This window comes from Streptomyces sp. NPDC006435 (genome assembly GCF_040612315.1).
GTDB lineage: Bacteria > Actinomycetota > Actinomycetes > Streptomycetales > Streptomycetaceae > Streptomyces.
This window is the reverse complement of sequence record NZ_JBEXPY010000008.1, coordinates 161,527-173,544: the sequence shown is the minus strand read 5'-3', so window position 1 is coordinate 173,544 and position 12,018 is coordinate 161,527. Positions and strand designations below refer to the sequence as shown.

Below are 12,018 nucleotides of genomic sequence, written 5' to 3'. Positions count from 1 at the left end.
CGACCCGGCCGCTCCATGGTGGGTGAGTGTGCGGGTGAGGACGGGCGGACCCGTCCGCGGGTGCCGCCCGTTCCCCGGGTGTTGCCGTGGCCGGAAATGATCATTGGGACGATGTTCCCCGGCGTCGGCCGTGCGGCCGTGCAGTGCGAGGCCATGCGGTACGAGGCCGGGCGGTGTGTGGTCGTGCGGCCGTGTGGTGCGAGGCCGTGCGATCGTGCGGTGCGTGGTCGTGCGGTGCGGGCCCGTACCGTGCGACCTCACGCCACATGGGCGGCGATGATCCGCGCGCACTCCATGGATTCCTGCCGCGTCGTGTCCACCTCCAGGTCGTAGGTCACGCCCCGGTGCACCACGTCCGCCTGCAGGGCCGCCATACCGGAGACCCGGTCGCCCCGCGCGGTCTCACGGCCCGCGGCGACGGCGGCATCGCACCGGACGCCGACCCACAACACCCCTACCCCGTCGAGCGCCTTCTGCCAGCGGCGCTGGGATTCGGCACCGCCGAGGAAGACCTCGTCGACGACGATCCCGGCCCCCGCGCGTGCCATCGCGGCGACACCCTCGATCCACGCGGCCTCCAGCTCGCGGAACCCGGAGCCCACGGCCACCCCGCCGTCGGGGGCGAAGTCGATTCCCTCGTCCGACGCCTGCATGGCTGCGGGCATCGCGTCGATCAGTGTGTCCACCCCGAGCAGAAGCCATTGGTCCGGCAGCACCGACTGCAGGCACCGGGCGATCCCGGTCTTCCCCGAACTGGAACCGCCGTTGAGCACGATCATGCGCGTCTTCATCGGACCACACTAAAGCGTGAATCCAACGCTCCAGAAGCGGCGGTCGATCCTTCCCGGAACTCCCGCGCAGGTTACGGGCATGACCCGGTTGGCGTCGGAAAAATCGATTCGGCAGCTGCCATCCGAGTGGCGGGGCCCGACTTTCGACGGTGCCCGCAGCTCAGCGGCACAGACTTGGGCCGGTTCCGATCCCCCCACCAAGGAGTGCCCTTTCCATGCGCCTTCGTTCCACCGCGGCAGCCGCCCTCGGCGCGCTCGCGCTCGTCGTCGCCCTGCCGGCCTCGGCCCACGCGGCCACCGGAGACTTCTCGTACACGTACACCGGCCTCGACGGCTCGCCGCGGGTGGGCTTCCTCATCGACCCGCCGAGCCGGGTGTGCATCACGCTGCCCGAGGTCGCCGACCCCAACTCGTCGTACCCGGCCCACACCCCGCAGAACCTCACCGACTCCAGCGCGACGGTCTTCACCGGACCCGGCTGCCAGGGCGACTACTTCACCCTGCGGCCCGACGGCGGCCACGCCTCCAGCCGACTGAAGCTGCGTTCGGTCGTCTTCAGCTGACCCGGCCACCGCGCCGCGCCACGATCCGCGCCAGGTGACCGCCACCGCCCCGGTACGAACCGTGCCCCGCGCCCGTACCGGGGCGGTGGTGTGCCTGTACGGCCGGGGCGGTGTGCTCGTACGCGGGGCGGTGTGTACGTGCGCGGGGGCGGTGTGTACGTACGTCGGGGCGGGCGACGGCCTTCACCAGGTCCGGAGCGCCCGGGCGAGACCTTCCTCGGGGTCGAGAACGACCGTGTGGGACTCGAGGATCCGGGACACGATGGCCTCGCGCGGACCCTGCCGCCAGGCGTCGCTGTCGTAGAACTCCTTCTTCTGCCGGTGGCGCTGCTCCATGGAGGAGAACGCACGGATCAGATACGCCTCCTCGCGCCCGTCCTCGTCCGCCATGGACGCCCCGTGGTCAACGACCCGGATGCCGACCCTCCTCAGTAGCGGCACCGACTCCTCGCGCATCACCTCGGAGAACTCCAGGCCGGTGCCGGGCTTCAGCAGGTACGTACAGATCTCGAGAACCACAGCCGGTCCCCCCACGGTCGGCGGATGCCTTCGACCGGCCCCGCACCCTCTCGTAACTTTCGGGACACTACCGGGAGTTGCCGGATTTTTTCCGCCCACGCCCGTACCCACGCCCGTGCCCGTGCCCGTACCTGTGCCCGTTCCGGTCGTCCCGCGTCCGCCCCGCCCCCGGCCCGGTCGTTGTCAGCCCTCCAGTGTCCTGCGCAGGGCCTCGGCGAACCCGTCCGGGTCCTCCAGGAAACCCGCGTGGTCGCCGGGGAACTCGGCCGGTCGCGTGCCGAGCAGTTCCGCCAGCGCGACGGACGTCCGGTACGTGATCAGGCCCTTCGATGTGGCGCCGACCCCGACGACGACCCGGGTCGGTGCGGCCGTCAGTGCGGGGACGTCGGGCACGTAGCCGGCGGTGGCCCGCAGGTCGTGGCCGAAGAAGCGGTCGCCGTTGGCGACGTCCTGCGCCGAGGGCTCGCCGTGCGGGCCGGCGGGGGCCTCCTCGCAGCTCTCGTCGTCGAAGCCCGCGCCGGTCATGAACTTCGCCCATGCCGCGCCCTGCCCCTCCCGGCGGAAGGTCTCGATGATGTCCTCGGTCATGGCGCGGTGCTCGGCCACGTCGGGGAGGATCTCCATGACGGGCGGCTCGTGCGCGACGAGCGTACGTACCCGGTCCGGGTGGCGGGCGACGAGTGCCAGCCCGGTCACCGCGCCGCCACTGCTGCCGAACACATCGGCCGAATCGGCCCCGAGCGCGTCCAGGATCGCCACCACGTCGTCCGCCCGCCGGTCGACCGCGGTGTCCTCGTCGGGGTCGTCGAGGGTGCTGCCGGAGATGCCCCTCGGGTCGTGGGTGACGACGGTGCGGTCGCCCGCGAGCGCGTCGGCCAGCGACGCGAAGGCCGCGGCCTCCATCGGCGACCCCATGAGCAGCAGCAGCGGTCCCGAGCCGCGCACCTCGTAGTGCAGGTGCGCGCCGGGTACCCGAAGAGTGTGGATGGCGGTCATGCCGGTGGTCCTTCCTCCGTCGGCAGCCCGCGGTCGGGGTGCCGTTGTGATGACAGAGGTATGACTCCGGCCGCCGGAAGAACTCATCGCCCGGCGACCGGGCGGCAGTGGCAGCGGCAATGGCAATGGCAATGGCAATGGCGCAGTGTCAGCGGTGCAGCGGCAGTGGTGGTTCTCGGGGGTCGGTGCGGTCGCGGGTGCCGATCCGGGCGATCGGCTCCTCGGTGCGGCCGGGACCCTCGGGGTCCGCCTCCGTCGCCCTGTCCGGTCCGGGGCCCCGCGTCACCCCGTGATCAGGGACTGGAGCGCGGGCGCGTACAGGTCCGCGATGTGTTCGGGGGTGGCGCCCGCGCCCGCGCCGTCGCGGTGGAGGCCGAGGGTGGCGCCGAGGCCGAGGAGGTGGCCGGCGATCAGCTCGGCGCGCAGGGCGCGTTCGGGGCCGGTGAGGCGGGCGGCCAGGGCCTCGGTGACCTGTTCGTGGAAGCGGTCGCGCAGCAGGGAGCGTTCGTCGCGGTTGCCGAGCGAGAAGACGACGCGCAGCAACGGGTCGGTCTGCGTCTCCCGGCGGCTGTTCACCAGTGTCACCACCATGTGGCGGCCCAGGGTGTCGAGCGGCGCGTCGAAGAGTTCCGCGGCGGCGGGGCCGAAGTCGGCGACGGTGTTGAAGAGTTCGTCCTTGCGGCCGAAGTGCTTGACGACCAGGGAGGGGCTCACCCCCGCGTCGGCCGCTATCCCCCTGATGGTGACCTCGGCGTACGGGCGCTGCGTGAACGCCCGGCGGGCGGCGCGCAGGATCGCGTCCCGGCCGGTTCCGGGATCCGCGGGCGGGGCCGCCTCCCGGTCCGGGGAGGCGGCGGACGCCGGGCCGGGCGCCCGGTCCGGCGAGGTGGCGGAAGCCCGAGCGGCCGCCCGGGCCGGCGCCGGTACGGTGGCCTGGCCGCTGGTCATGCGCTCTCCTGGGTCGGTACCTTCCGCGCCCCGTTCCCCGGTCCGCCCGGGACATCGCGGTTCCCTTCGACCGTACCCGCCGCGGGGACCCGGCGGCCCGGCAGGAACAGGGTGACCAGCAGTGCCGCGAGCGCCGCGCCCGCCGCGACCAGGAAGACCAGCTGGTACGCGTGGAGGGTCGGGGCCGTCCTGTCCCCCACCCGGAACGTGAGGCCGGTGAGGACGGCGGCCACCGTCGCGCTGCAGAGCGCCTGTCCGATCGACCTCATCAGTGTGTTGAGCCCGTTGGCCGCGGCCGTCTCGCTCACCGGTACACCGCGCATGACCAGTGCGGGCAGCGCCGAGTACGCGATGGCCGTGCCCGAGGCGACGACCGTGGCACCGGCGACGATCAGCCAGAGGCTGTGGCTGGTGAAGTAACGCACCACGTAACCGGCCGCGATCACCCCGGACGCCAGCAGCAGGCTGACCTTCGGGCCGTGCTTCGCGGAGATCCTCGCCGAGACCGGTGAGAGCGCCACCATCATCACGCCGCCCGGCAGCAGACAGAGCCCGCTGACGACGAGCGAGGCGCCGAGCCCGTAGCCCGTCTCCTTCGGCTCCTGCACCATCTGCGCGGTGACCAGGGAGTTCGCGTAGAAGGCGAAGCCGATCAGGAGGGCCGCGGCGTGGGTGAGCAGGACGGACGGCCGGGCCGACACCCGCAGGTCGACCATGGGCGTCGGGACGCGCAGCTCGTACCGGCCCCAGATCGGCGCCACGACGACGGCGAGCACCAGCAGACCCACCGTCCGAACCGACGTCCAGCCCCAGTCGGCGCCCTGGGTGACCGCCAGCAGCAGGCAGACCAGGACCCCGGAGAGGCCGAGCGCGCCGACCGCGTCGAAACGGCCGCGGGTGCGGAGCGAGGATTCCGGTACGAAGCACAGCACCAGCACGATGTCGAGGACGCCGATCGCCCCGGACACCCAGAACATCGTGTGCCAGTCGAAGTGTTCGACGACGAGGGCCGCGACCGGCAGGCCGACCGCCGCGCCGATGCCGAGCGTCGAGCTCATCAGCGCCACGGCGGACAGCACCCGGGCGGGCGGGAGTTCGTCGCGCAGGATGCTGATGCCCAGGGGTACGACGGCGAGCGCCGCGCCCTGGAGGGCTCGGCCGGTGATCAGCACCCCGATGTGGGAGCTGATCGCGCACAGCACCGAGCCCACCACCAGCACCACGAGCGAGGCGACGAGCACCCGCCGCTTGCCGTACATGTCGCCGACCCGGCCCAGGACGGGGGTGAAGACGGCGCCGGTGAGGAGCGTGACGGTGACCAGCCAGCTCGCGGCGGCCGGGGTCGCGCCCGTGAGGGCCGGGATGTGCGGGAGCAGCGGGACGACGATCGTCTGCATGACCGCGACCACGACGCCGCAGAACGCCAGCACGCCGACGGCGAAGCGGGGGTGCGGGGCCTCGTCGGCGGCGGTCGGGGCTGCGGTGGCGGGTATGTCCGCGGGCATGGCTCTCCGTACGGATGCGGGGTGGGCGGGTCCGGAGGCGGAGTGGGCGAGTCCGGACGCGGAGTGGGCGGGGCTCGGCCCCGGACCGGGTGTACGCGTGTTCACCCCCAGGGTAAACGCCTGTGCACCCCCTTGGCGACCGCTGTCCCCGACATCGGGTTAGCCTCGAAGACCCGGGCCAGGGCCCGGACTACCGAGACTTGAAGGCGAAGGTGGCGACGATGGCGAAGGTTCCGGCAGCGGCGGTGGCGGCGAGCGGTCTGGTCGGCGGGTACGCCGTCGCGCGGTGGACCAGGAAGCGGCCGCTGGGCGGGGTGGCCCTCGCCGCCGCGGGCACCGCCGCCGCCTACGAGTGGAACCGGCAGGCGGGACCGCGTGCGGCAGTCGGGCTGACCACGGCGTACGTCGCCGCGTTCGCCGGTTCGCACCCGCTGGCCAAGAAGGTCGGCGCCTGGCCCGCCGTCTTCGCCGTGGCGGGCGGCATGGCCGCCGCGTCGTGGGCGGTCACCCGCCGGGCGGCCTGAACCGCGTACACGGCGGGAGCCACGAGCCGCGTACGCGGCGTCCCGTTGCCCCGCGCGGCACGGAACCGTTGCCCCGCGCGGCACGGAAGAGGGGCGGAGGCCCGTCGGCCTCCGCCCCTCTCCCTTCCTCCTTACTTCCCCTACGCCCCCAGCGCCCAGGACACCGTGTAGATCAGCAGGCCCGCCAGGGCGCCCACCACCGTGCCGTTGATCCGGATGAACTGCAGGTCGCGGCCGATGTGGGCCTCGATCTTCTTCGACGTCTGGTCCGCGTCCCAGCTCGCGACCGTGTCGCTGATCAGCGACGTGATCTCCGTGCGGTACGTCGTGACGACGTAGACCGCCGCGTCCTCCAGCCAGCCGTCCAGCTTCGCCTGGAGCCGGTCATCCGTCGCCAGCCGCGCCCCCAGCCCCATCAGTGAGGCCCGCGCGCGCAGCCGCAGCTCGCTCTGCTCGTCCTCCGCCGCCGCGATGATCATCGAGCGCACGGACGCCCAGGCCGAGGCGATGACGTCCTGGACCTCGCCGCGCCCCAGGATCTCCGACTTCAGCCGCTCCACCCGGGCCCGGGTGTCCGAGTCCGTCCGGAGGTCGGACGCGAAGTCCGTCAGGAAGGTGTCGATCGAGGCGCGCGCCGGGTGCCCCGGCATGTCCCGCATCTCCGTGACGAACCGCAGCAGCTCCTTGTAGACCCGCTCCCCGATCCGCTTGTCCACGAACCTCGGCGTCCAGCCCGGCGCCCCGCCCTGCACCGCCTCCATCACCGAGTCGCCGTGCAGCACCAGCCAGTCGTGGGCGCGGGTGCAGACCAGGTCCACCACCCTGCGGTGGCCGCCGTCGGCGACGACCTTCTCCAGCATCTTCCCGAGGCCGGGGCCGATCTCCACCGCGTTCGCCCGCCGGGTGATCGCCTCGCCCACCACGGCCTGCACATCGGCGTCCCGCAGCACGGTCAGCGCACCGCGCAGCGCGGTCGACAGTTCGGCGGTGACCCTGTCCGCGTGCTCCGGCTCGGCCAGCCAGGCACCGACCCGCCGCCCGACGCCCAGACCGTGGATACGGCCCCGCACGACGTCGCCGGAGAGAAAATTCTCGCCGACGAAGGAACCCAGGGAGGCCCCCAGCTGGTCCTTCTTGGTGGGGATGATGGCAGTGTGCGGGATCGGCAGGCCGAGCGGGCGCTTGAAGAGCGCCGTGACGGCGAACCAGTCGGCCAGCGCGCCCACCATGCCCGCCTCGGCGGCCGCGGCGACGAAGCCCGGCCAGCCGCCCACCCCCTCGTTCTTCGCCCAGGTGGCGAGTACGTACACGAGCGCGACCAGCAGGAGGAGGCCCGTGGCCGTGGTCTTCATCCGGCGCACGCCGCGCCGCTTCTCCTCGTCGGCCGCCGTGTACGCGAACGAGGCGAGGGGGGCCGGGCGGTCACCGGGCACGGTACGGGCCGCGCCCGCCGCCCGTACCGGCCGCCGCGCACCCCGCGCCCCTTCCGGACCGGTCCGTTCCTGCTCCGGCCCGGTGCGGTCCTCTTCCGGACCGGATCGTTCCTGCTCCGGCCCGACACGGCCCTTTTCCGGTCCGGTCCCGGCCTCTTCCGGTCCAGTGCGGTTCTCTTCCGGTCCGGGTCGTTCCTCCGGTCCGGTCCGATCGATCCGTTCCATCCGCTCCACCCGTCCGCGTACGCCCCGCTCCCGGTGCCCCGTACGCATTGTGCCTACCTGACCTACTCCCGGGCCGCACGCCGAGTTCCCGACGACCTGTCCCACCATGGGACCAGCACAATCGATCATGAGGAGACCCACCGATCATGCCCAGGCGCCAGGGGTACGCCCTGCTCATCGCCCTCCTGGCGGGCACCGCCGTGCTCGCCGCAGCCGTGGCGTTCACGGGCACCCTGCTGTTCTCCGGTCCCGGCGGCCGACCCGCACCGGTCGACGCCGCCGACACCCGGACCGCGGCCCGCGGCCCCGCCGCGCCCGCGCACTCCACCGGGCTCTGGACCGCCACCTGGGCGGCGGCCCCCATCGCCGGGGTTCCGGACACCGCCCACGGCAGCGCCCTGAACCGACGCACCATCCGTAACGTCGTGCACACCAGCATCGGCGGCGACGCGGCCCGCGTCACCCTCTCCAACGTCTTCGGCACCCGCCCGCTGCACCTGGACCGCGTCACCGTGAACGCCCGCACCGTGACCTTCGGGGGCGCCGCCCGTACGACCGTCGCGGCGGGCGGGCAGCTCGTCAGCGACCCGGTCGTCGTCCCGGTCGCCGCCGACGCCGATCTCGTGGTCGCACTGCGCACCTCCGCCCCCGAGGGGCCCGTCACCATGCACCCGGGCAGCCACCAGACCTCGTACGTGGACACCGCGTGGGGCACCTGGCGGACCGATGGCTGGCGCTACCTCACCGCCGTCGACGTGCGTACCCGGGCCGCCGCCGGAACGGTCGTGGCGATCGGCGACTCGCTCACCGCGGGCACCGGCTCCACCTCCGACACCAACAGCCGCTGGCCCGACGTGCTCGCCGATCGGCTGGGCGGCCGGTACGGGGTGGCCAACGCCGGCATCGCGGGCAACCGCATCCTGCGCGACGGCCGCGGCGTACGGGCGAGCGTCCGCTTCGACCGCGACGCGCTGGGGGTCGCCGGAGCACGGACCGTCGTCATCGCGCTCGGCATCAACGACGTGCAGAAGTCCCCGCAGGAGACCGACCCGAACCGCATCGCGGACGCCCTGCGGTCCATGACGCGGCGCGCCCAGGCACAGGGGCTCCGGGTCGTGGGGGCGACGCTGATGCCGTACGAGGGGTTCCGCACCTGGACCCCCGAGCGCGAGGAGGTACGGCAGCGGGTCAACGGACTGATCCGGGCGGGCGGGGTCTTCGACGCCGTCGTCGACTTCGACGCCGCGGCCCGTGACCCGCACCGCCCGACGCGGCTCCGGCCCGCCTACGACAGCGGCGACCACCTCCACCTGAACGACGCGGGCTACCGGCTGCTGGGCTCGACGGTGGACCTGACGACCCTGGTCCACGAGCGTCCCGTGTCCGACGAGCTCTGAACGGCCGGGGCGGAGGACGGAGAAGGGGCAGGGGCGAGAGCGAGGGCGGGGACGGGGCCAGGGCCGGACACGGCCGGGAACGAGCGACCCTCGTACCGCCCCGCGCCACCCCCGTACCGGTTCGTACCGCCCCGCGCCACCTCGTACGGCGTCCCTGCCAACCTCGTACGGGGCGTCCCGTACGGCCCTCGGACCGGCCCCGTACCGCGCCCCCGTCAGTCCCCTCGGGCCGGTCCGTCAGTCCTGGGGCCGGTCCGAGGAACCGGGGCCCTTCTCCAGGCGGCCCCGGCCGCTCCCGCGGTCCGGTTCCCGCAGCCGCTCCAGCTCCGCTTCCTTCAGCCGCTGCTTCTCCGCCTTGCTCCGCTTGCGCTCCACACCGACGCCGCCCATCAGCGCGAAACCGGTGATCCGCACCCGCGGGGAGTCCGGCGACGGGATGCCCTCGTCCTTCGAGGACTCCCCGAAACCGCCCATGATGCCGATGCCCCGGACCTCGACGTTCAGCTCCGGCGGAACCGTCACGTGCATCCCGCCCATGATCGTGAAGCAGCGGATGACCACCTCGCGGTCCTCGAAGTTCGCGTCGCGCAGATCGATCTCGCCGCCGCCCCACATCGAGAACGCGGTGAACTTGCGGGCCACCGTCCAGTTCCCCCGGCGGCCGAACCCGCCCCAGAACGCGAACGCGCCGCCCGACGTGGCGGGCTTGCCGACCCGGTCCGCCCAGCTCGCCGCCGAACCCGTCCGCGCAGGACCCCGGACACCCACCGGAGCCACCGCCGCGCCCGGCGCCGGGAGGTCCCGGACCAGCGGCTCCAACTCCCCGTGCGTGCGCGCCCTGTAGGCCGCTTCGAGCCGCTGCTCGAACTCCTCCATCTCCAGCCGGCCCTCGGCCATCGCCTCGCGCAGGGTCTCGGCGACGCGCTCGCGCTCGGCGTCGGAGGCACGCATTTCCGGAAGGTCACTTGTCATACCGCGCAGCCTATTGAACGGGCGTGCTCCCGTCACAGCTCCACGTGCCGGTTCCCCGGTCCGACCTGCCGATGTCCCGGTCCAACCTGCCGATGTCCCGATCCCGCCCGCCGACGTCCCGGTCCGACCTGCCGATGTCCCGGCCCCGCCCGCCGGATCCGCGCCCTACTTGTCGGCCGCCGACTCGTACATCTTCGCGATCACGGCCTCGATGTCCGGCTCCCGCACCGACAGGTCGACCAACGGGTAGTCCGCGGCGATCCCCGCGACCAGCGGGGCCGCCGAATCCGAGGCCGGGAAGGCCAGCCACTGCCGCGGCCCCTCCACCTTCACGTTGCGGACCGAGGGCGCCGACTCCAGGGTGATCGGCGGGAGTTCGCGCTCCAGATCGACCACCAGCGTCCGCTCGCTCCGGCCCACCTCGTGCAGACCGGCGAGCGCGCCGTCGTACATCAACCGGCCGTGGTCGATCACCATCACGCGCTTGCAGAGCTGTTCGATGTCCGTCAGGTCGTGGGTCGTGAGGAGCACCGTCGTACCGCGTTCGGCGTTCAGGTCCCGCAGGAACTGGCGCACCTTGGCCTTGGACACCACGTCCAGGCCGATCGTCGGCTCGTCCAGGTACAGCACCTCGGGGTCGTGCAGCAGCGCCGCCGCGATGTCGCCGCGCATCCGCTGCCCCAGCGAGAGCTGCCGCACCGGAACGTCCAGCAGCTCGCCCAGGTCGAGGAGTTCGACGCAGCGCTCCAGGTTCTCCCGGAAGCGGGCGTCGGGAATCCGGTACATCCGGTGCACCAGCCGGTACGAGTCGCGCAGCGGCAGGTCCCACCAGAGCGTGGTGCGCTGCCCGAACACCACCCCGATCCGGTGCGCCAGCCTCGTGCGCTCCCGGGACGGGTCGATGCCCGCCACCCGCAGCCGGCCGGCGCTCGGGGTGAGGATGCCGGTCAGCATCTTGATCGTGGTCGACTTCCCCGCGCCGTTCGGGCCGATGTAACCGACCATCTCGCCGCGCGCGACCCGGAAGCTGATCGAGTCGACCGCCCGCACCTGACGGCGCTCACCGCGCATGAAACCGGTCCTGCGACGCACGTCGAAGACCTTCTCCACCCCGTCCAGCTCGATGAAACCGCTCCCGGGCCCGCCCTCCGCGCCCGCTTCCCCACCTGCCTCCGCACTCGTCCCCGTACCGGCTCCCGTATCGATTTCCGTGCCCATGTCCGCCGCCCCGCCTCACTCGTCGTCGTGCGTTGTCATACGTTGTCGTGGTCGTGGATCAGCTTCCCGTGCTGCGGTACGCGCGCAGGCCCATGCGCCAGGCCGCGCCCGCCGGCAGCAGGCACAGACCCGCCACCACCGGGGGCAGGAACGCCACCCAGTCCGGCAGGCCCACCGGGTACTCCCGGCCCAGTACGTACAGCGCGGGCAGCCAGTTCACGAAGGCCAGCGGCACCACGAAGGTCACCCCGCGCACCAGGTCCTTCGCGAAGATCGTCGGCGGGTACTGGAGCAGGGTGTTCCCGCCGTACGTGAAGGAGCTCTGCACCTCGGCCGCATCCTGCGCCAGGAACTGGAACGCCGCCCCGGTCACGAACACCGCGGCGAAGATCGCCGTCCCGCTCAGCAGCATCATCGGGATCATCGCCGCCTTCAGCAGCGTCCACTCGATGTCCAGCGCCACCAGCGCGTACCCCAGCACCAGCAGCCCCTGGACGATCCGCCCCACCCTGCGCAGCGCGAACCGGTCCGCCGCCACCTGCGCGAGCACCGGCACCGGCCGCACCAGCAGGGTGTCCAGCGTGCCGTCGCGCACCCGCCGCCCCAGCCGGTCCATCGACCCCAGCAGCAGGTCGGCGAGGCCGAAGGCGGTGCCCGACGCCCCGTACAGCAGGGCGACCTCGGGCAGGGTGTACCCGCCCAACGCGTCCACGTGCGAGAACATCAGCAGGATCGTCACGAAGTCGAAGGCCGTCGCCGCGAAGTTCCCGAACGCCGTCATGGCGAACGAGGCGCGGTACGCCATCGTCGAACGCAGCCACATCATCACGATCAGCCCGTACGCGCGCAGCCCCTCGACCAGGCCCGGCCGCTCGGCGAACACCACCCCGGGTCCGCCCGCAACGCCCCACCCGGCCGTACCGGCCG

Annotated in this window: 12 protein-coding genes; 3 read left to right on the top strand and 9 right to left on the bottom strand. The window is 72.9% G+C overall.

Annotated features, from left to right (window positions below; genetic code table 11):
* Window positions 1-257 precede the first annotated feature (257 nt).
* On the bottom strand, window positions 258-791 hold the full coding sequence (gene cpt / locus ABZZ04_RS12085) for a chloramphenicol phosphotransferase CPT (protein ID WP_356932076.1): 534 nt from the start codon (window positions 789-791) through the stop codon (window positions 258-260).
* 215 nt (window positions 792-1,006) lie between these two features.
* Here cpt and ABZZ04_RS12080 point away from each other — a divergent pair, with 215 nt between their 5' ends.
* On the top strand, window positions 1,007-1,354 hold the full coding sequence (locus tag ABZZ04_RS12080) for a hypothetical protein (protein ID WP_356932075.1): 348 nt from the start codon (window positions 1,007-1,009) through the stop codon (window positions 1,352-1,354).
* A gap of 183 nt (window positions 1,355-1,537) precedes the next feature.
* On the opposite strand, the gene ABZZ04_RS12075 is transcribed toward ABZZ04_RS12080, so the two are convergent.
* The 4 genes from ABZZ04_RS12075 to ABZZ04_RS12060 all read right to left on the bottom strand — a co-directional run bounded on the left by ABZZ04_RS12075 (window position 1,538) and on the right by ABZZ04_RS12060 (window position 5,322).
* Window positions 1,538-1,873, bottom strand: a complete 336-nt coding sequence (locus tag ABZZ04_RS12075; protein WP_356932074.1) for an NIPSNAP family protein — start codon at window positions 1,871-1,873, stop codon at window positions 1,538-1,540.
* Window positions 1,874-2,056: 183 nt separating this feature from the next.
* Window positions 2,057-2,869 (bottom strand): alpha/beta hydrolase, encoded by an 813-nt coding sequence (locus tag ABZZ04_RS12070; RefSeq protein WP_356932073.1) that lies wholly within the window; start codon window positions 2,867-2,869, stop codon window positions 2,057-2,059.
* 282 nt (window positions 2,870-3,151) lie between these two features.
* Entirely contained in the window at window positions 3,152-3,817 is a 666-nt protein-coding gene (locus tag ABZZ04_RS12065; protein WP_356932072.1) for a TetR family transcriptional regulator, read from the bottom strand.
* Entirely contained in the window at window positions 3,814-5,322 is a 1,509-nt protein-coding gene (locus tag ABZZ04_RS12060) for an MFS transporter (protein WP_356932071.1), read from the bottom strand. Before ABZZ04_RS12060 ends, ABZZ04_RS12065 begins: the two co-directional genes overlap by 4 nt.
* Before the next feature lie 221 nt (window positions 5,323-5,543).
* Here ABZZ04_RS12060 and ABZZ04_RS12055 point away from each other — a divergent pair, with 221 nt between their 5' ends.
* Complete coding sequence (locus ABZZ04_RS12055) at window positions 5,544-5,846, top strand: hypothetical protein (protein ID WP_356932070.1); 303 nt, start codon at window positions 5,544-5,546, stop codon at window positions 5,844-5,846.
* 140 nt (window positions 5,847-5,986) lie between these two features.
* Here the strand turns inward: ABZZ04_RS12055 and ABZZ04_RS12050 are convergent, their stop codons facing one another.
* Window positions 5,987-7,504: a DUF445 domain-containing protein gene (locus tag ABZZ04_RS12050; protein ID WP_356932069.1), complete on the bottom strand. Its 1,518-nt coding sequence runs from the start codon at window positions 7,502-7,504 to the stop codon at window positions 5,987-5,989.
* A gap of 146 nt (window positions 7,505-7,650) precedes the next feature.
* Between ABZZ04_RS12050 and ABZZ04_RS12045 the strand changes: the two genes are divergently transcribed.
* Window positions 7,651-8,901, top strand: a complete 1,251-nt coding sequence (locus ABZZ04_RS12045; protein ID WP_356932068.1) for an SGNH/GDSL hydrolase family protein — start codon at window positions 7,651-7,653, stop codon at window positions 8,899-8,901.
* Window positions 8,902-9,138: 237 nt separating this feature from the next.
* Here ABZZ04_RS12045 and ABZZ04_RS12040 read toward each other — a convergent pair whose 3' ends face one another.
* The 3 genes from ABZZ04_RS12040 to ABZZ04_RS12030 form a co-directional block, all read right to left on the bottom strand.
* Window positions 9,139-9,852: a DUF1707 domain-containing protein gene (locus ABZZ04_RS12040; RefSeq protein WP_356932121.1), complete on the bottom strand. Its 714-nt coding sequence runs from the start codon at window positions 9,850-9,852 to the stop codon at window positions 9,139-9,141.
* A gap of 186 nt (window positions 9,853-10,038) precedes the next feature.
* Window positions 10,039-11,091: an ATP-binding cassette domain-containing protein gene (locus ABZZ04_RS12035; RefSeq protein ID WP_356932067.1), complete on the bottom strand. Its 1,053-nt coding sequence runs from the start codon at window positions 11,089-11,091 to the stop codon at window positions 10,039-10,041.
* 58 nt (window positions 11,092-11,149) lie between these two features.
* The gene (locus tag ABZZ04_RS12030) at window positions 11,150-11,977 is read right to left on the bottom strand and encodes an ABC transporter permease (RefSeq protein WP_356932119.1); all 828 of its coding nucleotides are present in this window, start codon (window positions 11,975-11,977) and stop codon (window positions 11,150-11,152) included.
* Between the last annotated feature and the right edge of the window lie 41 nt (window positions 11,978-12,018).